Here is a 20,731-nt window from a genome sequence, read left to right as displayed (position 1 = left end):
TCCATATTCCTTATAGGCGCGTTATGATATTAGCAGAGCATTTAAGATAAGGCGCCGAAAAGGAGGGAGCTAGAGTGGAAATGCTCGCATTTTTTATCGTTGCTATTCTTTTGCACAGATATGGGAGTGACTAACTTAATTTGCTTAAAATAAATATCGTAAAGACAGGATTAATTAAAGGTATAAGAGTGGTCTTGCGGTTAGCTAAAGTTGTTATTCCGACCATTATCTTCGTATCTTTTTTGCAGACGACAACTTTATTAAACACTATTGGCAAGCTATTTACCCCACTCATGCAGATGGTTGGTTTACCCGGCGAAGCAGCCATTCCATTCGTCATTGGTGTATTTACCAGTATTTATGGTGGTATTGGAGCCATGTTAGCTATACCCTTATCACCGGGAGAGTTAACCATCTTAAGTATCATGATTTCGATTTGTCATAGCGCCTTTTTGGAGTCCGCAGTGGTAACCGAGGGAGGTGTTAGTGCCACGCTAGTATTCGGCTTGCGTTTTATAGGTGCTTTTTTTGCTGCATGGCTAATTCATGTGTTGGGGGTTATTTAGGAGGATGCAAGCCCATTGTTATTTTTAGAAATTTTATATCAAGGGCTGATTGGCGGTCTCATAATTGTGGGCAAATTAGCTCTTAATTTTGCCACTAATGGTTCTGGTTGAGTTTGCCGACCATAATGGTTGGTTAGAAATGATTTCAAAAAGGTCAAAGTGGTTTACTAAATTCTTTCGTCTGCCGAGTTCTGCAGCTTTGCCAGCTTTTGCTGGCCTATTTATTGGAATAGTGTCTGGTAGTGGTGTTATTCTTCAAATATCTAAGGAAAACCATTATTCGCGTGCTACGCTTACCATTCTTTTTGTAATGGTTGGGATTTGTCACTCTTTGTTTGAGGAAACGGCCCTCTTTGTAGGGATAGGAGCAAATATATTTCTGATAGCAGGGGCCCGAATCTTTATAGCTCTGTTATTCGCTTTTGTCATTGGATGGCTAGTAGACCGCCAGCGGAACGGAGTTATGACGGAAAAAATAGTAGTGCGTCAACAATCCCAGGTAGGTGCGGGGTTAAAACAATAAATTTAATATGTGTGTTTTATGTTCGCCTAGACTTGTTTAGGGGGCATCAGTAATCTTGTACGGAAATATTTAATACAACTAGTGGGAATAACGGAAGACAACGGGGACGGTCCTTTTTTGTCGTAGAAATCGTGACAAAAAAAGGACCGTTCCTAAGTGGCTTCAAGTAGCAGTGTCTAGATGCTAAAGCTAGCTTATAAATTACGATATGGTGTAGGAATCAAGCATGCGGCCTCATCAATCAATCTTGAGTCGAAACCATAGAAAGTCCAATACCTTCCAGTCCATCTATAACCCGTAACTGCGCCATACTCTATGCTTGTTGGATAAAACCAAAATTGTCTTCCATTCTTCAACCATACATACGTGTAGTAGTACAAGCAATCAATGATATAAGAATATGATGGCTTTGGGGGAATAACTGTTGGTGGCGGAGAGGTCGGAGGTCCGTATTGTCTCATAAATAATAGCCCCCTTTCTTAAGCTCTATATAACATAATATGATGGAAAGTTAATTAATGCTCATCAGTCCTTCCATATCTATTCCTCTCCTTGAAATGTCCGAATAGGATATGAGATTTTGTGGGGCTTTTAGCATTGGAAGACAACGGTGGAAGACAACGGGGACGTTCCTTTTTTGTCATAGAAATCGTGACGAAAAGGGAACGTCCCTAAGTGTCTTCTATAGAAATCGTGACGAAAAAGGAACGTCCCTAAGTGCCTTCTAAGGAAGCTGCTTTGAAAGAGCGGGAACAGCGTTTGCAATGTGCTGTTGAAGCGTGTCTTCTAACTGGATGTAGATCCGGTTGCTCCGGTGCGTGATTTGTCACATTTAAATAGGCATTTTAAAAAAGTCTATGGAATAACGGCGTTAGAATTTATATCGCATTTAAATTAGGAGATAGCCATGAAAAAAACGGCAGTAGAAGCACTGCCGTTAAAACAAAATCCCTGAGTGACGTAACGGTTAAGTTACGTCGCTTTTATTTTGTATGGTTGTAATGTATTGAGGGTCGCGGCCAAGCGCGAAATAAGTGCCGCTATAAAGCCTTAAAATGGGTAGCACTAAAATCTTTAACGAACTTGATCAGAGCCCGTGATGCGTAGGAAAGATACTTATCCTGGCGCCAAGCTAAACCGACATTAACTATAAATGGTTCGGTCATAGGGCGAGTGACAACATCGGGAGTATTGAGGACTGCTGCGTCCAGCAGAAAGGAAAGGCCTACTCCCTTGGCCACTAGATCAATGTTTGTTTGTATTTGATTAGATGACAGTACGATATTAGGAGAAAAATTGCGTTTTGCGCATTCTTGCAAGATATGACGACGGTGATAGGAATCGTTTTTCATTAAGATTAAGGGTTCATGCCGCAAATCTTCCAAGTCAATCGTTTCCTTCTGTACCAAGTGGTGATTGCTTGGCATACAGAGTAAGTGTTGGCAGGTTACCAATGGCGATATTTCCAGCATGGGTGATGCATTGTCGGTTATGACAATGCCTAGATCAAGTTCCCCGGCCATCAGCCTAGAACGAATGCCCAAAGATCCTTCTTCAATGATAGCTAATTCCCTTTGGGGGTATAAGGTGCGAAAGTGTTTTAATATAGGGGCAAATATGAAGGAGCTAATCATGGGAGGGATTCCAAGAACAATTGTGCCACTGGTTTGCTGTTGACTGTCCTTAACTTCAGAGGTAGCATTGCGGATCATCCAGAGGGCTGGTTCTATGCGCTCAAGGTATAGCTTGCCTTCCGCGGTTAAGGAAAATTGCTTTTGCTTGCGTTCAAACAATTGGATCCCTAGTTCTTGCTCAAGTTTGCGTATAGACATTGTGATGTTGGGCTGCGAAACGAAGAGCTGCTCTGCTGCGCGTGTGATGTTTTCCAGTCGTCCGGTTGTCACGAAATATTCTAATTGTCGCAGATCCACATAAGTCACCACCATAAGTATTATTTATAGCGGCATCATTATAACATATTTCTGAATCTTGTACAAAACTGATATCATCTAGATAGACCCAAGAAATTAAGGAGGCCAGACAATGAGTAGAATCCTAAACACTGAAGTCCTTGTTCCCGTATTAGAAAGACTTGTCAAGAAAGCATGCTACGAACTGAATGACAATGTAATGGACGCATTGCGTGCTGCGTATGAAGTAGAAGAATCGCCGATCGGCAAAGAAACGATTAAAATCCTAGTTGAAAATGGAGATTTTGCCAAGAAAGAGCAGTTGCCATGCTGTCACGATACCGGTGCTGCCGTGGTCTTTATGGAAATTGGTCAAGATGTCTGCTGGGAAGGCAAACCGCTAAAAGAGCAGATTAATGAAGGCGTTCGCCAAGGATATGATAAAGGATACCTGAGAAAATCCATGGTTGCTGATCCGCTGGAACGTGTCAACACAGGTGACAATACGCCTGCTATTGTGCATACGGAAATTATCCCGGGAGACAAAGTGACTATTCACGTTATGCCCAAGGGCGGCGGCAGTGAAAACATGGGTGCATTTAAAGTCCTGTTACCAGGAGACGGATTGCAGGGAGTCAAAGATTTTGTACTGGAAACGGTCAGACGTGTTGGCGGTAACCCTTGTCCGCCTTACATTATTGGCGTCGGTGTTGGCGGAACGATGGATCATTGCGCTTGGATGGCGAAAAGAGCGCTGTTCCGCCCAATTGGCGAGCGGAACGCCAAACCACTGTATGCCGAGCTGGAAAAAGACATTCTTAAGGCTGTCAATGACACCGGTGTAGGGCCGCTTGGCATGGGTGGTCGCGTGACCGCACTTGACGTGCATATCGATTATTATCCTGTTCATATTACAGCTCTGCCGGTTGCGATCAATTTTGCATGTAATTCGGCCCGTCAAGCGACGGAAACCATCTAATATAAGGATAAGGAGTGGAAAACATGGAAATGGAAATAACACTGCCATTGACGAAAGAGAAGGCCAAAACACTAAGGGTCGGAGATGTACTATACTTGACAGGCTACATTTATACCTGCCGCGATGCCGCTCATAAATTGATTGAGGAAGCGTTGGAACGGGGAGAAGAATCGCCAATTGACTGGAAGGATCAAATTACTTACTATGCGGGTCCCTGTCCGGCGCGCCCGGGTATGGTGTTTGGTGCCAATGGACCGACGACAGCAGCGCGAATGGATCCGTTTGTTGAAATGATGTTTAAACTTGGCATGACCGGGATGCTAGGAAAAGGAGACCGTGCGGACTACATTGCTGATTTGTGCAAAAAGTATGGCGGCGTCTCCTTGCTGGGCATTGGCGGCGCATCGGCAATCAATGCAGATCGCGTCAAGTCGGTAGAAATTGTTGCATATCCGGAATTGGGAACAGAGTCCATTAAGAAATTGTATTTTGATCGTTTCCGAGTAATTGTTGGCACTGATTCGGAAGGTAACGTGCTGCAAAAACAGGAAGTGGCAAAGTATAAAAGATAAGTAATGTAATCTTTGAGGGACGTCCGCTTATAGCGGCCGTTCCGTTCCTTATAGCTTCCATACATCACATTATAAGGAGGCACCATCATGAATGACAAAGTCATGAAGGGGTTAGGCGTTCTAGTTGTCGGAGCTGCCATATGGTTTATTCCCGTTCCTATTGGACTTAAACCAGTGGCATGGAAATTATTCGCTATTTTCGTGGCAACTATTTTAGGATTTATTTTACAGCCTTTACCTATCGGTTCAATTGCTTTTATCAGTATAACCTTTACGGCATTAGCTGGTGTTCTGAAGCCGGCAGAAGCATTGTCAGGCTTTAGCAATGGCACCATTTGGCTTATAGTGTCTGCATTCCTGTTTGCCAAAGGCTTTATCAAGACTGGTTTGGGTCGACGGATAGCTTATATGCTTATCAAAAAGATGGGCGATAGTACCCTTAAATTGGGTTATACCATCGTCCTTAGCGACCTTATTATTAGCCCTGCTACACCGTCAAATGCTGCCCGGGCCGGCGGCATCATCTTTCCTATTGTACGTAGTTTAGCTTCCGCATTTGACTCGGAGCCGGGCCCGTCAGCTCGGCGTGTGGGTTCTTTCTTAATGCAGGTTGGCTATCAAGGAAATACCATTACTTCTGCAATGTTCATGACGTCTATGGCGGGGAATCCTCTGATTGCCTTATTAGCACTCCAGGCACTTAATATCAATATTACCTGGGGACAATGGGCTCTTGCCGCTCTTGCTCCTGGTCTGTTATCACTCCTCGTTATTCCATATTTCCTTTATAAAGTTTATCCGCCGGAACTTAAAGAGACACCTGAAGCGAAAGTGCTTGCAACAAAAGAGCTGGAAACCATGGGTGCTATGTCCATTGGTGAGAAGATCGTGGCCGGAATATTTGTAGGGGCATTAGTATTATGGAGTACATCACAGTACACAAAACTTGATGCCACTGTTGTCGCCATGCTTGCTGTATCCGTCATGATGATTGCCAGAGTTTTGGAATGGAAGGATGTCTTAGAAGAAAAAGGCGCTTGGGATACCTTGATCTGGATGGGGGCATTGGTTGGCTTGGCTGACTACCTGTCTAAGCTCGGTTTTATCCCCTGGTTTTCCAAGGTAGTTAGCGCCAGCATAGTGGGAATTCCATGGCTTCAAGCCTTTATGGTGTTGCTAGTCATCTACATGTATGCACATTACGGCTTTGCCAGCCTGACCGCTCACATTACCGCGATGTACTCGGCCTTTGTCACGGTGGCGGCGGCAGCGGGAGCCCCAGTGTATCTGGCGGCCCTGGCGTTGGCCTTCATGTCCAATCTTTGCATGTCCCTTACTCATTACGCTGCGGCGCCTGCACCCATTTACTTCGGCGCAGGCTATATAAGCCAGGGAACATGGTGGAAACTTGGCTTTTGGATTTCTGTTATCAACATGATTATTTGGGTAGGACTGGGTTCTCTATGGTGGAAAGTCCTCGGCCTGTGGTAAGCAAGAAGGTCGAGATACCAGAAGGTTAGATTGGCCAGGATAGTGTTCTAGTGATTGGCCGTGTTGCACCGATACGGATTTTATAAAATCAATAATTGAATAGTTTTTTAGATACGGATTACGGATCGCCTCCACCATACAAATCTCGATTTTTTTTTGGAAATAATTTAAAGACAGGGAAATCGCTATTTATCTGCACATTTACGGATGAATAGCGGTTTTTTATTTGGATTTTTCTTCATAATGTAATTCTGATTAGTATAATAGAGTTAAACAGATTGTTGGAGAGTGGAGGATTTATGAAACTTTTTGTCTGGGTCCATGATCGCACCTTTCACAGTTGGAGCATGATAGACGAACCATGCTTGCATACGTCCATGTATGGCAAGGCAACTGCCATGGTATTGGCTGAGACGGAAGAGCAGGCCATTTCGTTATTGGTAGAAAAAGACGAGGGCTGGCGGCAGGAAGACCTTCAACAGCTGCGACCCAGGGTATTTGATTTACATAGCCCGTCGGTTGTCTATCATGACATACAGTCCTTATAAAGTTAACACTACAGCCTCAAATTGGACATGGTCACTGGTAATAACCAGTGGCTTTTTGCATTTCAAAACTTGTTTCATTTCGCTGGGATGCAACTTTTTAAAACAAGATGTAAAAACCCGCCTAAAACTTGTGTTTTAAACGGGTTTTTTGGGGCTAGTTTTCAAATTATCTTCCTAAGAGGTGTATTCTCATACTCTATCCAATTCTAAATCGATAAATTTTATAGAATAGCCGAAAAAGTATCCAGACGATAGCATAAGCGATGCTTATGCTTCACTTTTGTCTGGCGTGACACTCTTTTGCTGTTTTTGTTTTAAACTTTTTGCCGCTTGTTTGGCAATAAAGAATTGGGAACTTTTGACCGCGGTTTTCATGTTTTTGTAGCTACTCTTATCAGAAATCTTCCCCATACAATCACCTCCATATGTAAAGTATTTCCCTGCACCGATTTGATTAATCTATAAATGTGCCGTTGGTTTCATTTAGGATACTATGTTACTATACTACGATACTAGGTAAGGTTGCTACTTATATCTGAGAGAAAGGTACTAATATCTGAGGGAGAGGTACTAATATCCCAATCAGTGGAGAGCCACGTGTGCCGTGGATAAACTATATAAGGAACCCGTAAACCCACTAAGGTTAGGATTTACGGGTTCCTTACTTATTCTTCCGTCACTTCTGAAAAGTGGATCACAGTAACGGTATCGTCAACATGGATTTGTTTCTCATATACCGATTCGAATATACGAATTAGTTCGTCTACCGTTGTGATATCGGGATTTTGATGAGTCAACTCTTTGGTAGTTAAGTCACAGAATTTCTTAGTGAGTGCTCTGTCTACTATCGCTTTATACAGTTTTCTTTTCGGGCCATATTTACTTCCAAATGTAATCCAGACAATGGAATTCTCGGGATAAGTATCCCTTATATCTCCTAAACGAATCGTAGCGCTTTTCTGACGAGCAATCAATAATTTTTCATTATGCGGCGATATAAAGTTAAGTGCAAACATAGTAACCCCTCCTCGTTTTCCGGTTGTGTGGATCACACCTACTTCACATGTTCTGTATCTTATATACAAAATCCTGCAAGTTCTGTACTAATAACTGGTAGGAATGCTCTGGAGTTTTATTCTCGCTAGGTCCTGTCGGTGTTGAAGCGACAAGAAAACCTATCCATATATTCAAAATATTGGGTTAATTTCTACATGGACACGCATACAAACAGCCAATATGAATATAGATTAGTGAAAAACCGGTGGTTCGGAACAGACTTAGTCCTTCGAACTAGATGAGAGTTACGGGTACGGGGGTGTCTGTTATGCAGGATAGCAACAGTCTTAAGGACGCGTGCACGACACGGGAATTCGATAAGGCTCAGGAGAGTTACCGGGCGAAGTACATACTATATGAGTGGCTTGGGAAAGTCAAATGGTGCTACCTATGCGGAATCTATTTAGTTGACCCCAAATATGAGGGAGATTTTATTAAGGAACACAGGGTTAATTAACCCTGTGTTTTTTTGTATCTTTTTATAAATTCTATAGCCTGTTCTAATTCCTCAGGGCTAATGTTAGCCTCGACTGCTTTGTCCACTACGACGAAATAGTTTAGGTATTTTCCATCAGTTAACATTGTTTTCAACTTATCATTGATCTCAATTTCTTCTAATGTTTCCACATCATCGCGCAGAAAAAACTCCACGGGGATATTCAGTTCTTTAGCTAATACAACAATTTTGTCTCTACCTAGCTGGCGGCGGTTGTTTTCAACATGTGATATGTATGATTGGGTTACATTTAACAGTTTGGCTAGTTGCTCGGTAGTTAGAGAGAATTTTTCGCGCACGCATCTTACTTTATCACCAAACTTCATTTGTATTCCTCCTGGCCCCGTAGAATGATCTCATAAAACATTATTACATAATATTGGAAAATATTCTACTGACATATTGTCATAGATTTAACAGGACAAGAGAAAAAACCAGTAATATATATGACTGGGTGTCATATATATTGAACTAGGACGATAGCGGCACTGGTTTAAGGGGTCATTCACTAGGGGGGAATAAAACAAAAGGTGGGATGGCTAAGGCCGCATGTATGAGAAACTATGAGCTTAAGGTTAGAACCATGTTGGCGCAGCTTGCACTGATTGGAACAATTCTATGCCCGCTTGCTTACATTTATAGTACAGTACAGACGACGACCGGATTACTTATCGGGTTAATAACAGGCTCAATTTACTTTCTGTATCTTTATCGCCAGGTTGAGAATGTTCAGGTGTTATCCAAGAAGCAAGCAATTGAACACATCCGGGGGGGTTGGGTTATTCGGCTCGGGGCGATGGTTTTGGTACTTGTAGTTATCAGTCATGTTTTAAAAGTCAATGTGTTGGCATTTGTGGCAGGATTCTTTACTATGCCGGTTATCCTGTTCTTAAACGGGATGCTACTTGTTGTTAAGCAAATAGCAGACGCAAAAAAGACGTGAACCAAGGAGGTGTAAAAACATATGGGCCACGGCGGGGCCGAGATAGGTGGGCATAAACTGGCAGTTCTGGCAGGATTGACGTTCAATCTTGATACTTTGTATATGACTTGGCTGACGATGGCTATTCTTGTCTTTGGTTCGTTGCTGGTCCGGAGAAGCTGGACTCTTGTTCCCGGTGGCTGGCAGAACTTCGTGGAACTTGTTATTGAAGGTCTGCTAGCCCAGATTGATTCGACTATCGGGCCTAACGGCCGCAAGGTTGCGCCACTTATAATTACGCTATTTCTATTCTTATTAATTGCCAACTGGTTAGGGTTGATACCGGGTTTTACTTCGCCAACCAACGATATCAATACAACCTTAGGCTTGGCATTAATGATTGTAATTATTGTTCATGGCTGTGGCGTTAAGACCAAAGGTTTCCTAACCCATTTCAAACATTTTATTCAGCCGAATATCTTATTTTTACCAATCAACATTATTGAGGAATTAGCTAAACCAGTTACTCTATCGTTCCGTCTATTTGGTAACATCCTGGCAGGCGAGATCCTAATCGTAATTTTAGGTATTCTGGTGCCCTACGTCGCGCCGACATTGTGGCTTGCATTCAGTGTATTTGTCGGTATCATTCAAGCACTGATCTTTACTATGCTTTCGATGTCCTATCTGAGTAATTCCTTGGAAGAACATCATCATGAGGAAAAGGAGGGGTGACAGTGGAACACGCGATTATTATTGCTGCTTCGGTTATTGCCGCCGCCTTGGTTGTGGGTTTGGCCGCCTTTGGCGCGGCGACAGGCGATGGGCAGGTGACGGCCAAAGCAATTGAAAGTATTGCCCGTCAGCCAGAGGCAAAGAACTCGATAATGGTTACCATGCTTATTTCAGTTGGTCTGATCGAGTCCATTCCAATCATTGCAGCAGTTATAGCGATTGTATTGATATTTACCAATCCCTTTTTAAAATGAAGAAGAAGAGGCGCCTGGTAGATAATCTCTACCAGACGCCTGCTCCACATACCGGAAGGGGGGGATGTACTTGATCGACCTTAATGCAACATTAGTAGCTCAGATTATTAATTTTCTGATACTTGTTGCTATTTTAACAAAGATTGCCTATCGGCCAATCCTGGCGGCATTGGAAGAACGACGGGCTTTTATAGAGAAGAACCTGGAGGATGCCGAGCGTGAGCGGTCGTTGGCAAATACAATGAAACAAGAGAGTGAAGAGCAGATTATCGAGGCCCGGATTCAGGCCCGGTCTATTATTGATGAAGCGATTAGACTGGGGGAGAAATCCCGGGAAACTATTTTACAGAAGGCCTGGGAAGAGAACGCGCGGCTGTTAAAGGAGACTCAGGAGGAGATTGAACGCGACTACCAGCAAGCTATGAATAGACTACGTGCAGAAGTGGCGGTTATGGCTGTGGCTGCCGCAGAAAAAATCATAGAAAAAAATCTGGATATAGAAACCAATACACGTCTAGTGCAGAATTTCATCAAAGATTTTACTAAAGAAAAGTATGGTGAGCTAGCATGAAGGTACGCTTAGCAAGAAGGTATGCCCAGGCGTTTTTCCGGCTTGCAGTTGAGCAGAAGATTCTATATGAAGCAGAGAAAGAGTTGTCGCTTATAGAACAGGCTTTAGCCGAAACTGAGGTTCATGCGTTTTTTGCTAATCCCGGCGTGGCAACTGCGGCTAAGAAAGAGACGATAGTGCGTGTATTCGGACCCTATGTGTCGGACTTTGTCCAGAACTTCTTGTGTCATCTGATTGATAAGCGGCGCACTGATATGTTGCCTGAGATTATCAAGGCCTATCGGGTTCTGGTGAAACAGGCAAGCAATATACTGGAGGTCGAGATCGTAACAGCTATCCCGTTAGCAGATTTGGATAGGGAGCAACTGACAGCACAGCTTGCCAATGTAACCGGGAGTGCAATTGAATTGCGCTCGCGTGTGGATCACCGGATTTTAGGAGGCTTGATCATTCAAATCGGCGATAAACGGATTGATAACAGTGTGGTAGCCAAACTGGGAAATATGAAAAAACATATCCTGCAGCAAATAGTTAATCGAAAGTGAGGTGACTAACTCACTATGAAAATAAGGCCTGAAGAGATTTCGGCAATTATTCAAGAGCAAATACAGCAATATCAGGTTCAAAGTAATGTGGATGAAATCGGGATCGTCATTGAGGTTGGCGACGGTATTGCCCGGTTACATGGCTTGGACAAGGCTATGGCTGGAGAACTCCTGGACTTCGGGGACGGAGTGTATGGAATGGCCCTAAATCTAGAGGAGGATAATGTCGGCGCAGTTTTGCTGGGGGATGAAGTGCGTGTCCATGAGGGCTGCATCGTCAGGCGAACTGACAGGATTATGGAGGTACCAACCGGAGAGGCGCTCATTGGCAGAGTCGTGGATGCCTTAGGGCGTCCCATTGACGGGAAGGGACCGATACATACGACGGTGTCCAGGCCGATTGAATGGAGAGCGCCTGGCATTGCCGATCGCCAGCCAGTAAAAGAACCACTACAAACAGGTATTAAAGCAATTGATTGCATGGTGCCTATTGGTCGGGGGCAAAGGGAACTCATTATCGGGGATAGAGGCACAGGTAAAACGGCGATTGCTATTGATACCATCTTAAACCAAAAGGGTGGCGATGTAATTTGTATTTATGTCGCCGTCGGTCAAAAGGCTTCAACAGTTGCCCGGGTTGTAAAGACACTGGAAGACCATGGAGCAATGGAGCATACTATCGTCGTTGTGGCGACTGCCTCAGACAGTGCGCCACTGCAGTATATGGCACCCTATACCGGTGTAGCTATTGGCGAGTATTTTATGTATCAGGGGCGGCACGTTCTATGTGTCTATGATGATTTATCCAAACATGCAGCAGCTTATAGGGCCATGTCCCTGCTCCTTAGGCGTCCGCCCGGACGCGAAGCCTATCCTGGTGATGTTTTCTATCTGCATTCCCGCCTGCTTGAACGGGCTGCCAAATTATCACCTGAGTTAGGTGGCGGGTCACTGACTGCCCTGCCTGTTATTGAAACTTTGGCCGGCGATGTTGCTGCGTACATCCCCACAAATGTAATATCAATTACCGATGGCCAGATTATCCTGGAAAGTGAGCTGTTTTATGCAGGTACCCGCCCTGCTATCAACGTGGGGCTTTCGGTGTCGAGGGTAGGCGGTTCGGCCCAGGTAAAGGCTACCAAACAAGTAGCCGGCCGGCTTCGCCTGGATTTGGCTCAGTATCGCGAATTGGCGGCATTTGCCCAGTTTGGATCTGATCTAGATAAAGGAACTAAGGACCTGCTGGAACGAGGCAAAAGAATGACTGAACTTCTTAAGCAGCCGCAGTACAAACCTATGCCGATTGAGGAACAGGTAATCGCTATATATCTAGGTGTTAATGGACACCTGGACGATATACCTATCATTCTTGTTAATAAGTTTGAACAGGAATTTCTTCAATATATCCGTGCTTATCCGTCAATCTGCGGCGGGATAAAAGAGAAAAAACTCATTGAAGCTGTCGTGGAAGAACTGTTGAAGAAGACGATCGCGCAGTTTAAAGATTCATTTATGGCGAGGTGAGGCCATGCCTAACGCATTGGATTTACGCCGCCGGATTAAGGGTGTAAAGAACATCCAGAAAATAACTCAGGCAATGAAAATGGTTGCTGCCGTACGTCTGCGCAAAGCGCAGGAACGGGTTAAAGAAAGCGCGCCTTACTATGAAGGGCTAGAGGCCGCCATGAGCGATATCCTGATCAGTGGTGAAGATATAAGCAGTTCTCTGTTCTTAGAACGGGACGTAACCCGAACCGGATATATCGTCATTGGTGCCGATAAGGGGCTGGCAGGATCATATAGCAGTAATTTGGTCAAAGCGGTACAAAGACATATGGGCGACAATAACGTTGGCTTAATTGTTGTAGGTAGAAAGGTAAGAGACTACTTCCAGCGCCGCAAGGTTGGCATTGACCAGGCCTATATCGGTATCTCTGAGAAGCCGGATTATCAGTCCGCGATAGATATTACAGCAAAGGTTATAGACTTGTACGTTACCGGGAAATATGACAGGGTTTACTTGGTATATACCAAGTTTTGTTCTCCGGCTGTCCAACAAGTGATGGCCGAACGCATCCTGCCGGTTGGTTTAGAGACGCAAGCTGCCTCAAATTGCCGGGTGACACCTCAAATATACGAACCGTCGTTAGCTAGTGTGCTTGAAGAAGTAGCGACAAAATGGATTGAGGCTTCGGTCTACAGAGGGTTTGTTAATTCAGCGGCAAGTGAAGTTGCGGCACGGTTAAATGCCATGAGCCTGGCGACAGACAATGCCCAAGACCTTATCAGTCATCTGGTTCTTGAATACAACAAAGTACGCCAGGCAAACATCACGCGGGAGATATCCGAGATTGTCGGTGGTGCGGAAGCGCTACGGTGAGAGGAGGGAGCCCATGGCTAGCGGACAGGTAAAACAAGTGATTGGACCTGTTGTGGACATCGAGTTTCCGCAGGAGCAATTGCCGTCAGTAAATAACGCAGTAAAGATTACCGGGAAAGCCGCAGGTCATGACATCAATCTGACAGTAGAGGTTATGCAGCACTTGGGAGATAATGTTGTCCGCTGTGTAGCTATGTCATCTACTGACGGGCTGGTTCGTGGTATGACCGCTGCAGATACAGGAGCGTCAATTACTGTACCTGTGGGAGAAGGTACACTAGGCCGGATATTTAACGTGTTGGGAGAAACGGTCGACAATAATTCGGCGCCAGTGAAAGCAAGTGAATATTGGCCGATTCACCGTCCTGCCCCCGCGTTTGTGGAGCAAGAGACAGCTACAGAGATATTGGAAACAGGGATTAAAGTGGTTGACCTCATTGCACCGTATGCGCGAGGGGGGAAAATCGGATTATTCGGTGGTGCTGGGGTTGGTAAGACTGTTTTAATTATGGAATTAATTCGCAACATCGCGACAGAACATGGTGGTTTTTCTGTTTTCGCAGGCGTAGGTGAGCGCACCCGCGAAGGCAATGAATTGTGGCGAGAAATGATGGAGTCAGGTGTTATCAATAAAACAGCTTTAGTGTATGGGCAAATGAATGAACCGCCTGGAGCCAGAATGCGGGTGGGTTTGGCCGGATTGACTATGGCTGAGTACTTTCGCGATGTGGCCGGGCAAGATGTGTTGCTCTTTATTGATAATATATTCCGATTCATCCAGGCCGGGTCTGAGGTTTCAGCATTATTAGGGCGTATGCCTTCGGCGGTAGGCTACCAGCCTACTCTGGGAACCGATGTAGGAGCACTTCAGGAGCGTATTACCTCCACCAAAAAAGGCTCGGTAACATCAGTGCAGGCTGTTTATGTCCCGGCCGATGACTTAACAGATCCGGCGCCGGCAGCTACATTTGCTCATCTTGACGCAACTACGGTATTATCCAGACAAATCGCAGAGTTAGGGATTTATCCGGCAGTAGATCCGCTTGACTCTACCTCCCGTATCCTTGACCCATTTGTTATTGGCGATGAACATTACAGTATCGCCCGCGCTGTCCAGGAAATTCTGCAGCGATACAAAGAACTCCAGGATATTATTGCAATTCTTGGTATGGAGGAGTTGTCCGAAGAGGACAAGGTTGTTGTGGCCCGTGCCAGAAAAGTACAGCGTTTCCTGAGCCAGCCATTTTTCGTCGCTGAGGCATTCACTGGAACTGCCGGTAAATACGTACCACTCAAGGAAACCGTACGTGGCTTCAAGGAAATACTAAGCGGAAAGTATGACGACTTACCTGAGAATACGTTTTATATGGTAGGAACCATTGACGAAGTTGTAGAAAAAGCTGCAGCCGTAAGGGGGAACGGGCAGTGAGCAAGACGTTCCGCTTGGAGATCGTTGGCCCTGAACGTAGGGTATATGGGAAAGAGGTCAATATGATAATCGCCCGGGCTACAACAGGTGAAATGGGTGTTCTGCCGGGGCACGCTCCCTTGGTTGCACTGCTTGATGCCAGGCCGGTGAGAATTCTAAATGAGGAGGGAGAACTGCAGATTTCTTTGACAGGAGGAATTATGCTGGTTAAACCTGATCAGGTTACTATATTAACAGTTCCTTAGGTTATGTTGGCAGGCTTAACTCTGAATTAGGGAGGAGTTAAGCCTTTTCTTGTTTATTTGGCAGATTGAGTCGGCTAATTATAGCTAACACCTTAAAATGATGGTTATTCCAGTTCAATGCGGCTATATGATCGACAGTGAAATTTACATAACAAAAATAAAGGTTTATAATTAACTCCATATGTTATCGCAGAAGGGAATATTCTATGTTACGTCCTATAAAAGTACCACTAAAACGCTACTGTTCCAGGCATTTTCAAAAAGATTTAATGTCCGGGCTTACTGTCGGTGTAATCTCACTGCCGTTAGCCATGGCTTTTGCCATTGCATCAGGGGTTAAGCCTGAGTATGGGATTTACACGACAATTATTGCCGCCGTCTTGGCCTCCTTGTTTGGTGGGAGCCGGTACCAGGTTACAGGTCCAACCGGTGCCTTTATCCCAATTCTATTATCGATTGTGCTGATCTATGGGTATGAAAACCTGCTGCTTGCCGGCCTGATGGCAGGCGTAATCCTAGTCGTTATGGGGCTCTTGAAAATGGGTACGCTGATAAAGTTCATCCCCCGCCCGGTCACAATCGGATTTACGGCAGGTATTGCCGTAAATATTTTTACAGGGCAGATCGCCAATTTCCTCGGTTTGACTGGATTGCAGCGGCATGAAGGCTTTATCGACAGTATGCGGGAAATCATTCTTCATCTTGATACAATTAATCCGTATAGTATCTTGACGGCTGTAGTCTGTCTTGCAATTATTATTTTAACGCCACGCTTCTTTCCAAAAGTGCCGGGTTCGCTTGTCGGATTACTAGCCTCAACGGCACTGGCAGCGCTCGTTTATCCGGGTCAAGTGGCTACTATCTCTACGGCTTTCGGTGGTATACCTGACAGTTTGCCACAGTTTTCGCTTCCTGCTATTACTGTTGAGAAGCTGCAGCAGCTAGCCCGTCCGGCATTTACCATCGCGATGCTTGGGGCAATTGAATCGCTGCTTTCGGCCGTGGTGGCCGACGGCATGACCGGGACACGCCATAATAGCAACCGCGAGCTGATTGGACAGGGAGTTGCTAATATAGTGACGCCGCTATTTGGCGGTATTCCGGCCACCGGGGCCATTGCCCGGACTGCTACCAATATTAAGAGCGGGGCGGTTACCCGCTATTCGGTCGTAATATCGGCCCTGTTTGTGCTGGCGACACTCATCGTTCTGGCTCCCTATGCCGGTACCATACCACTTGCCAGCATGGCACCGGTACTGATGATTGTTGCTTATAATATGAGTGAACATCATGCCTTTGTTGCTATTTTGAAAACCTGGTCAAATAGTGCCGGAGTGCTTGTTGTTACCTTTCTTCTTACCGTACTGGCTAATCTGACTGTGGCCGTCGAGGTCGGCCTGTTATTGGCCATGGTCATTTTTGTTAAACGCATGAGTGATATTCTTGTTGTGACTAAAGTTCTGCCTGACCCGGAAAACCATTTAACCAGGGTCTCGGCCCAGGATCGAATGGATACCCATGATTGCCCGCAGATAAGCATTTTTAGTATTGAAGGGCCCCTCTTCTTCGGAGCAGCCCAGATGTTCTCCCAGAGCATTATCGATACGATTCAATATAGTCCTAAAATTGTCATCCTCCGCCTTAGCAAGGTGCCGTTCATGGACTTGACCGGCGAAGACCACCTGCGTACCATTGTGAAGAGTCTGCAGAAGCGCGGGGTGATGGTACTGATTTCCGGTCTTAACGAGCAACCGGAGAAAACCCTGAACATGACAGGCCTGTATGAGAAAATCGGGCGGGACCGGTTTTTTGTGCATACAGAGTATGCCATTGCTTATGCGTTACAGCATACCGATAGAGACGGCTGCTTGAGGTGCCGTGAACGGATTTTTGACCGCTGTATCTCTCAAAGTGAGGCTGCGGCGACTGCCAAAGAAGTTCCGGCCTAGAGGAGTCGGCTCGCTTTCTCACGAAATAGTAAGAAAAAGGAGGCCGGAAGTATGTGTGGAATGAATTGGTACCGGGAACAAATGGAAATGGCTGATGACGACGTAAAGCGGCTAAGTCAATTGCTCAACATGATGGAAGAGCGGTACAAGCTGTCGCTGCTTGCGCCGGGCGAACTAGAGCAGATTAATCCTACTATCATTAACGTATACCGGGAGATTGTTTCCCGGAAAAACAGGTTGCTTGTGCAAAAATCCCCGCAGGTCTAACGCCTGCAGGGATTTTTTACTATCGCTATCTTAGTGAATCATCAAGTCCTTCTTCCATTGCATCACGATAAGATGCTTCATTGGCAGTCGCTTTAGAGACAATCGAGGAATTGATTTCGGCACCGGACAGGCTGTTGTCACCGCCATTGTCGCTAAACTTATCTGTTTCGTTTTCGGGTGCATCGTCATCATAGCCGCTGGTGGCAAGGATCAATTCGGCATCAGTCACACTGGAAAACATCCCCGGAATAAGTTTTCTCATCCAATCCCTCCTCGTTTTTAAGGTTATTTATAGTTTCTCCAAACTTTTGATTTCAATGAAAAAAACCTTGCAGCTAGCTTGCTGCAAGGTTTTACCTGATATGTACGGTTATTTGTGACCGTGACTTTTGCTGTGACCAGTGTGTTTTTCCTCTTTTTCTTCTTTTTCATGTTTGGATACTTTAACATAATCATAATCTTCGGGTTCTTCAGTGACAACAATTCTGGATTTTTCGATTACAGTATAATTGCGTTGTTTGAGGTCTGCGACTTTTACACCATATAGTTTGGCAATCTCGCCCCAGCCCATTTTTTGCTGTCTTAGCTCAATGATTTTATCAGTCGGCTTGCTTGCCAGTGTAGACGTGGTATAAATCATGCCAATTTCCCGGTAGCCCAGATTGTATTCAACCTTAAGACGAACAATGTCTTGAGCGGTAACGGAAATGTGGTAGCTGGTTGATAGTGTTTCAGCAAATCTAATATTGAGGGCGGAGAGGCTAAAGCCATCATCGGATATAGTAGCTGAGACGCTGGTAGTCGATACGGCAGCCTGCACCGGATAGGGCTGAACTACAGGTATACCAAGCATCAGCAGCATTGCTGCTGAGAGAACTGTTTTTTTAATCATTGTGGAATCTCCTCCCCGAACTGAGTATGCTATTATTGTACAATATTAGGTTATGACTAAACAAGGCCATAAGTCCTGTTTTTACGAAAATAATAACAGAGCGGCATAAGTCGCTCTGTTATTATAAGGGGGTTTATTGGGAAGGTTTGGTGTTGGTTAGAGATTCCTGTTTTTGAAGGACATCGCTAGAAGCCGGAGCTTGCTGAGCTGTGGTTTTGTCAGCGGCGGATTGACCTTGCTTGGCGCTTGAGCCGCCTGGTAGATCTTTAAAACCCATTCCACTCACCTCCAATTCTAGTATTCCCAATTTTGGATAAATATACCACAAATTTTAAATCAACTATTTAACAAAATAAAAAGGGTGGATTATTCCACCCTGTAATATTATTTGCAACTTTTTTCTTCTTTTTTGCCTTCTTTTGCGTTCGGGCAGATTTCCTTACCGAACTCTACACTAGCTTTGCTGCTCTTGCAATCTTTGTTGCAACGCTCTTGTTTTTTAGACATAGTATCACCTCCTTAAATGAATATTGGGAGGGGTTGAACTAGTCTTCAGTCATTTCGTGAATCATGAATTTGGCAGCCTGGTAAATAACTGCGCCGAAAGCCACAGCTTTAAGAACCGAGGTTACATCCATATCCATGTCCATATCCATGCCCAGCATCGACTTGCGTTTCTTTTTCTGAAACATATTTACCACCTCCTCATTCGATAGTGTAACCAAGCTGCAAAAGAGCAACTCGAAGTAAGAAATGGATGAAGAACCATAAAAAAACCGGTCGCTTAAGAATATATCAGAATAATACGATAAAATAGATAGAAGGAATTATCTTACGCCAAGGAGGGCGGTTAAGATGGTGACAAAAATATTGGCTATTCAGCGTATCGACCTTAGTAACCGTAACCATCGTGGTGCCACGGACGGCGCCAAAAAGAAATCTGAGTATGGTGCGTCTTTTAAGGAAATACTTAGAAGGGAGCTGGCGGTCGCTGCCCAAGCTCCTGGTAACAGAGTCTAGAGCCAAATAGATCATCAACCATATATTATTAACAGATGTCGCTGGGTTACATAATATTGTAAATAATTGGAGACACAATTTTGTATGAGTTAGCTGTCTTTAATCAGGATATAATATAGCTAGAATTAATAAATAATGGTGATGAGTATGGTGAAAAGTAAAACAGGCCTGGAAATCGTTAGAATGCACCAGGAGTATGTAGATAAAATCAATGAACTTGATGCTGCGGTGCATAGGCTTGAAGAATTTGGTTATACAAAAACAGTACTTAAAGAGGAACTTGTCAAGTTAACCAATGAGTTGCAGGCACTGGAAAGCACCCGTTTTCAGCCGCTTGAGCCGGTGATCATTACAACCTCGCTGCTTGGCGGCCGGTAATAATCTGGGAATAAAAAATCCGCGCATCGTTTGCGCGGATTTTTTTGTTTTTAAAGGTCATCAGCACAGACGGTTTCGGTGCCCTCTACGCATTTGAACTCGCACTGGCTGCAACCATCCCCGCTGCCGCGGTAGTCAAAGTATTCGTTGCTGCCTTTTAAATTCTTGCCATTCCAAAAGCTATAAATGTTGCAATCTTCTTTGCTGGACAAACTATCACCTCCTGCTTGCGTGGTGGTGTTAGTCTACCCCGATGTATGCGGCAAAATCCTCGAAACCGAGGCGGCTTACTGTTTGTCCAAGGCGTTCGCCAGCATGTCCATAGGTTCGATAATAATCAAGGATCTTGTTGACGCAAGGCAGTACTGCCTCAGGCGGAATTTTCTGAGCTACAATACGGCCGGGCTGAGCCTGACGGCCGGAGTTGCCGCCCACGACAAGGGTATAACCATGTGCTACGCCATAAAGGCCAATGTCTTTGACAAAACTTTCCGCACAGCAATTCGGACAACCGCTTACACCCATACGCAGCTTGCCAGGCAGCTCTGTGCCATAAAATTTATTATCAAGTGCAAGACCGAGCGCCGTACTATCCTGGACAGCGCGTGGACAGTGCGGCTTGCCGGCGCAGACAGCTACACCGCGTACGGCCTTGGCGGAGAGGGACTGGCTGTTGCCGCCAAGCTCGGCTAATGCTTGAGCCCGGTTTTCGGGATTTAAACCTAATATGAGGATGGTGTTGCCGGAAATTTTTATTGAGCCGTCGTACTTTTCGGCAATGGCGGCCAATTGGCGAAGCAGGGCAGGTGTGGCCAGGCCGGCCGGCAGCCGTGGTGCCAGCGGCACATTGGTGGGTCGAGACATCGGTATCCCCCTCGTTTTTTTGCTTATTATAGCACTGATGGGTGGTTAGCGCGGTGATTTATCTCACGTAAAATAATTGGTTGCTAATCCCATATATTTCTGGTACGATAAATATGGAAACTACAGAAACGAAATTAGT

The 20,731-nt window shown here is 45.0% G+C and carries 30 protein-coding genes; 19 read left to right on the top strand and 11 right to left on the bottom strand.

Annotated elements, in window-relative coordinates; translation table 11 throughout:
- Window positions 1-140: 140 nt before the first annotated feature.
- Window positions 141-566 (top strand): nucleoside recognition domain-containing protein, encoded by a 426-nt coding sequence (locus VN447_RS02915; protein WP_325522637.1) that lies wholly within the window; start codon window positions 141-143, stop codon window positions 564-566.
- Between the two features lie 88 nt (window positions 567-654).
- On the top strand, window positions 655-1,089 hold the full coding sequence (locus VN447_RS02910; protein ID WP_325522636.1) for a hypothetical protein: 435 nt from the start codon (window positions 655-657) through the stop codon (window positions 1,087-1,089).
- Between the two features lie 1,040 nt (window positions 1,090-2,129).
- Here the strand turns inward: VN447_RS02910 and VN447_RS02905 are convergent.
- On the bottom strand, window positions 2,130-3,020 hold the full coding sequence (locus VN447_RS02905) for a LysR family transcriptional regulator (protein ID WP_325522634.1): 891 nt from the start codon (window positions 3,018-3,020) through the stop codon (window positions 2,130-2,132).
- A gap of 112 nt (window positions 3,021-3,132) precedes the next feature.
- Between VN447_RS02905 and VN447_RS02900 the strand changes: the two genes are divergently transcribed.
- The 4 genes from VN447_RS02900 to VN447_RS02885 all read left to right on the top strand — a co-directional run bounded on the left by VN447_RS02900 (window position 3,133) and on the right by VN447_RS02885 (window position 6,589).
- The gene (locus VN447_RS02900) at window positions 3,133-3,978 is read left to right on the top strand and encodes a fumarate hydratase (RefSeq protein ID WP_325522632.1); all 846 of its coding nucleotides are present in this window, start codon (window positions 3,133-3,135) and stop codon (window positions 3,976-3,978) included.
- Window positions 3,979-4,001: 23 nt separating this feature from the next.
- Window positions 4,002-4,550, top strand: coding sequence for a FumA C-terminus/TtdB family hydratase beta subunit (locus VN447_RS02895; protein ID WP_325522630.1), 549 nt, complete (start codon window positions 4,002-4,004; stop codon window positions 4,548-4,550).
- 87 nt (window positions 4,551-4,637) lie between these two features.
- Entirely contained in the window at window positions 4,638-6,041 is a 1,404-nt protein-coding gene (locus tag VN447_RS02890; protein ID WP_325522628.1) for an anion permease, read from the top strand.
- Between the two features lie 299 nt (window positions 6,042-6,340).
- The gene (locus VN447_RS02885; RefSeq protein ID WP_325522626.1) at window positions 6,341-6,589 is read left to right on the top strand and encodes a hypothetical protein; all 249 of its coding nucleotides are present in this window, start codon (window positions 6,341-6,343) and stop codon (window positions 6,587-6,589) included.
- A 267-nt stretch (window positions 6,590-6,856) separates the two neighbouring features.
- Here the strand turns inward: VN447_RS02885 and VN447_RS02880 are convergent, their stop codons facing one another.
- The 3 genes from VN447_RS02880 to VN447_RS02870 form a co-directional block, all read right to left on the bottom strand.
- Window positions 6,857-7,000: a hypothetical protein gene (locus VN447_RS02880; protein WP_325522624.1), complete on the bottom strand. Its 144-nt coding sequence runs from the start codon at window positions 6,998-7,000 to the stop codon at window positions 6,857-6,859.
- A 254-nt stretch (window positions 7,001-7,254) separates the two neighbouring features.
- On the bottom strand, window positions 7,255-7,605 hold the full coding sequence (locus tag VN447_RS02875) for an ASCH domain-containing protein (RefSeq protein WP_325522623.1): 351 nt from the start codon (window positions 7,603-7,605) through the stop codon (window positions 7,255-7,257).
- Between the two features lie 493 nt (window positions 7,606-8,098).
- Window positions 8,099-8,467 (bottom strand): helix-turn-helix transcriptional regulator, encoded by a 369-nt coding sequence (locus VN447_RS02870; protein WP_325522621.1) that lies wholly within the window; start codon window positions 8,465-8,467, stop codon window positions 8,099-8,101.
- A gap of 209 nt (window positions 8,468-8,676) precedes the next feature.
- Here VN447_RS02870 and VN447_RS02865 point away from each other — a divergent pair, with 209 nt between their 5' ends.
- The 11 genes from VN447_RS02865 to VN447_RS02815 all read left to right on the top strand — a co-directional run bounded on the left by VN447_RS02865 (window position 8,677) and on the right by VN447_RS02815 (window position 17,438).
- The gene (locus tag VN447_RS02865; RefSeq protein ID WP_325522619.1) at window positions 8,677-9,084 is read left to right on the top strand and encodes an ATP synthase subunit I; all 408 of its coding nucleotides are present in this window, start codon (window positions 8,677-8,679) and stop codon (window positions 9,082-9,084) included.
- Between the two features lie 21 nt (window positions 9,085-9,105).
- Entirely contained in the window at window positions 9,106-9,798 is a 693-nt protein-coding gene (atpB, locus tag VN447_RS02860) for a F0F1 ATP synthase subunit A (protein ID WP_325522617.1), read from the top strand.
- A gap of 2 nt (window positions 9,799-9,800) precedes the next feature.
- Window positions 9,801-10,052: a F0F1 ATP synthase subunit C gene (gene atpE, locus VN447_RS02855; protein WP_325522615.1), complete on the top strand. Its 252-nt coding sequence runs from the start codon at window positions 9,801-9,803 to the stop codon at window positions 10,050-10,052.
- Window positions 10,053-10,122: 70 nt separating this feature from the next.
- Window positions 10,123-10,623, top strand: a complete 501-nt coding sequence (gene atpF, locus VN447_RS02850; RefSeq protein ID WP_325522613.1) for a F0F1 ATP synthase subunit B — start codon at window positions 10,123-10,125, stop codon at window positions 10,621-10,623.
- Entirely contained in the window at window positions 10,620-11,168 is a 549-nt protein-coding gene (gene atpH / locus VN447_RS02845) for an ATP synthase F1 subunit delta (protein WP_325522611.1), read from the top strand. Before atpF ends, atpH begins: the two co-directional genes overlap by 4 nt.
- Before the next feature lie 15 nt (window positions 11,169-11,183).
- Window positions 11,184-12,692 (top strand): F0F1 ATP synthase subunit alpha, encoded by a 1,509-nt coding sequence (gene atpA / locus VN447_RS02840; protein ID WP_325522609.1) that lies wholly within the window; start codon window positions 11,184-11,186, stop codon window positions 12,690-12,692.
- A 4-nt stretch (window positions 12,693-12,696) separates the two neighbouring features.
- Complete coding sequence (gene atpG / locus VN447_RS02835) at window positions 12,697-13,548, top strand: ATP synthase F1 subunit gamma (protein WP_325522607.1); 852 nt, start codon at window positions 12,697-12,699, stop codon at window positions 13,546-13,548.
- 13 nt (window positions 13,549-13,561) lie between these two features.
- Window positions 13,562-14,977 (top strand): F0F1 ATP synthase subunit beta, encoded by a 1,416-nt coding sequence (atpD, locus tag VN447_RS02830; RefSeq protein ID WP_325522605.1) that lies wholly within the window; start codon window positions 13,562-13,564, stop codon window positions 14,975-14,977.
- Window positions 14,974-15,222: an ATP synthase F1 subunit epsilon gene (atpC, locus tag VN447_RS02825; RefSeq protein WP_325522603.1), complete on the top strand. Its 249-nt coding sequence runs from the start codon at window positions 14,974-14,976 to the stop codon at window positions 15,220-15,222. Before atpD ends, atpC begins: the two co-directional genes overlap by 4 nt.
- A gap of 206 nt (window positions 15,223-15,428) precedes the next feature.
- Window positions 15,429-17,171, top strand: coding sequence for a SulP family inorganic anion transporter (locus tag VN447_RS02820; RefSeq protein WP_325522601.1), 1,743 nt, complete (start codon window positions 15,429-15,431; stop codon window positions 17,169-17,171).
- A gap of 51 nt (window positions 17,172-17,222) precedes the next feature.
- Window positions 17,223-17,438: a hypothetical protein gene (locus VN447_RS02815; RefSeq protein ID WP_325522599.1), complete on the top strand. Its 216-nt coding sequence runs from the start codon at window positions 17,223-17,225 to the stop codon at window positions 17,436-17,438.
- 25 nt (window positions 17,439-17,463) lie between these two features.
- Here the strand turns inward: VN447_RS02815 and VN447_RS02810 are convergent, their stop codons facing one another.
- The 5 genes from VN447_RS02810 to VN447_RS02790 form a co-directional block, all read right to left on the bottom strand.
- Window positions 17,464-17,700: a hypothetical protein gene (locus VN447_RS02810; protein WP_325522597.1), complete on the bottom strand. Its 237-nt coding sequence runs from the start codon at window positions 17,698-17,700 to the stop codon at window positions 17,464-17,466.
- Between the two features lie 108 nt (window positions 17,701-17,808).
- The gene (locus VN447_RS02805) at window positions 17,809-18,330 is read right to left on the bottom strand and encodes a hypothetical protein (protein ID WP_325522595.1); all 522 of its coding nucleotides are present in this window, start codon (window positions 18,328-18,330) and stop codon (window positions 17,809-17,811) included.
- Window positions 18,331-18,463: 133 nt separating this feature from the next.
- A complete protein-coding gene (locus tag VN447_RS02800; RefSeq protein ID WP_325522594.1) occupies window positions 18,464-18,607 on the bottom strand; it encodes a hypothetical protein in 144 nt (47 codons plus the stop codon).
- A 107-nt stretch (window positions 18,608-18,714) separates the two neighbouring features.
- Entirely contained in the window at window positions 18,715-18,837 is a 123-nt protein-coding gene (locus VN447_RS02795) for a hypothetical protein (protein ID WP_325522592.1), read from the bottom strand.
- A 38-nt stretch (window positions 18,838-18,875) separates the two neighbouring features.
- Window positions 18,876-19,022 carry a hypothetical protein gene (locus tag VN447_RS02790; protein ID WP_325522590.1) on the bottom strand — a complete coding sequence of 49 codons (147 nt, stop codon included), beginning with the start codon at window positions 19,020-19,022 and terminating at the stop codon, window positions 18,876-18,878.
- Between the two features lie 163 nt (window positions 19,023-19,185).
- Here VN447_RS02790 and VN447_RS02785 point away from each other — a divergent pair, with 163 nt between their 5' ends.
- Both VN447_RS02785 and VN447_RS02780 read left to right on the top strand, forming a co-directional pair.
- Window positions 19,186-19,350 carry a hypothetical protein gene (locus tag VN447_RS02785; RefSeq protein WP_325522588.1) on the top strand — a complete coding sequence of 55 codons (165 nt, stop codon included), beginning with the start codon at window positions 19,186-19,188 and terminating at the stop codon, window positions 19,348-19,350.
- A gap of 147 nt (window positions 19,351-19,497) precedes the next feature.
- Window positions 19,498-19,728, top strand: coding sequence for a hypothetical protein (locus tag VN447_RS02780; protein ID WP_325522586.1), 231 nt, complete (start codon window positions 19,498-19,500; stop codon window positions 19,726-19,728).
- A 50-nt stretch (window positions 19,729-19,778) separates the two neighbouring features.
- Here the strand turns inward: VN447_RS02780 and VN447_RS02775 are convergent, their stop codons facing one another.
- A complete protein-coding gene (locus tag VN447_RS02775) occupies window positions 19,779-19,940 on the bottom strand; it encodes a hypothetical protein (RefSeq protein WP_325522584.1) in 162 nt (53 codons plus the stop codon).
- 28 nt (window positions 19,941-19,968) lie between these two features.
- A complete protein-coding gene (locus VN447_RS02770; RefSeq protein WP_325522582.1) occupies window positions 19,969-20,592 on the bottom strand; it encodes a nitrite reductase in 624 nt (207 codons plus the stop codon).
- Between the last annotated feature and the right edge of the window lie 139 nt (window positions 20,593-20,731).

The sequence above is a fragment of the Sporomusa sp. genome, from assembly GCF_035561155.1.
In the GTDB taxonomy this organism is placed as follows: Bacteria; Bacillota; Negativicutes; order Sporomusales; family Sporomusaceae; genus Sporomusa.
This window is presented reverse-complemented; position numbering and strand designations above follow the sequence as displayed.

Coding starts and splice junctions, on each gene's coding strand:
- VN447_RS02885 (WP_325522626.1), top strand. CDS start 6,341: ATGAAACTTTTTGTCTGGGTCCATGATCGCACCTTTCACAGTTGGAGC.
- VN447_RS02895 (WP_325522630.1), top strand. CDS start 4,002: ATGGAAATGGAAATAACACTGCCATTGACGAAAGAGAAGGCCAAAACA.
- atpH (WP_325522611.1), top strand. CDS start 10,620: ATGAAGGTACGCTTAGCAAGAAGGTATGCCCAGGCGTTTTTCCGGCTT.
- atpB (WP_325522617.1), top strand. CDS start 9,106: ATGGGCCACGGCGGGGCCGAGATAGGTGGGCATAAACTGGCAGTTCTG.
- VN447_RS02805 (WP_325522595.1), bottom strand. CDS start 18,330: ATGATTAAAAAAACAGTTCTCTCAGCAGCAATGCTGCTGATGCTTGGT.
- VN447_RS02875 (WP_325522623.1), bottom strand. CDS start 7,605: ATGTTTGCACTTAACTTTATATCGCCGCATAATGAAAAATTATTGATT.
- VN447_RS02810 (WP_325522597.1), bottom strand. CDS start 17,700: ATGAGAAAACTTATTCCGGGGATGTTTTCCAGTGTGACTGATGCCGAA.
- VN447_RS02785 (WP_325522588.1), top strand. CDS start 19,186: ATGGTGACAAAAATATTGGCTATTCAGCGTATCGACCTTAGTAACCGT.
- VN447_RS02780 (WP_325522586.1), top strand. CDS start 19,498: ATGGTGAAAAGTAAAACAGGCCTGGAAATCGTTAGAATGCACCAGGAG.
- atpD (WP_325522605.1), top strand. CDS start 13,562: ATGGCTAGCGGACAGGTAAAACAAGTGATTGGACCTGTTGTGGACATC.
- VN447_RS02890 (WP_325522628.1), top strand. CDS start 4,638: ATGAATGACAAAGTCATGAAGGGGTTAGGCGTTCTAGTTGTCGGAGCT.
- atpA (WP_325522609.1), top strand. CDS start 11,184: ATGAAAATAAGGCCTGAAGAGATTTCGGCAATTATTCAAGAGCAAATA.
- VN447_RS02870 (WP_325522621.1), bottom strand. CDS start 8,467: ATGAAGTTTGGTGATAAAGTAAGATGCGTGCGCGAAAAATTCTCTCTA.
- VN447_RS02820 (WP_325522601.1), top strand. CDS start 15,429: ATGTTACGTCCTATAAAAGTACCACTAAAACGCTACTGTTCCAGGCAT.
- VN447_RS02900 (WP_325522632.1), top strand. CDS start 3,133: ATGAGTAGAATCCTAAACACTGAAGTCCTTGTTCCCGTATTAGAAAGA.
- VN447_RS02795 (WP_325522592.1), bottom strand. CDS start 18,837: ATGTCTAAAAAACAAGAGCGTTGCAACAAAGATTGCAAGAGCAGCAAA.
- VN447_RS02815 (WP_325522599.1), top strand. CDS start 17,223: ATGTGTGGAATGAATTGGTACCGGGAACAAATGGAAATGGCTGATGAC.
- VN447_RS02800 (WP_325522594.1), bottom strand. CDS start 18,607: ATGGGTTTTAAAGATCTACCAGGCGGCTCAAGCGCCAAGCAAGGTCAA.
- VN447_RS02770 (WP_325522582.1), bottom strand. CDS start 20,592: ATGTCTCGACCCACCAATGTGCCGCTGGCACCACGGCTGCCGGCCGGC.
- atpG (WP_325522607.1), top strand. CDS start 12,697: ATGCCTAACGCATTGGATTTACGCCGCCGGATTAAGGGTGTAAAGAAC.
- VN447_RS02880 (WP_325522624.1), bottom strand. CDS start 7,000: ATGGGGAAGATTTCTGATAAGAGTAGCTACAAAAACATGAAAACCGCG.
- VN447_RS02790 (WP_325522590.1), bottom strand. CDS start 19,022: ATGTTTCAGAAAAAGAAACGCAAGTCGATGCTGGGCATGGATATGGAC.
- VN447_RS02865 (WP_325522619.1), top strand. CDS start 8,677: ATGGCTAAGGCCGCATGTATGAGAAACTATGAGCTTAAGGTTAGAACC.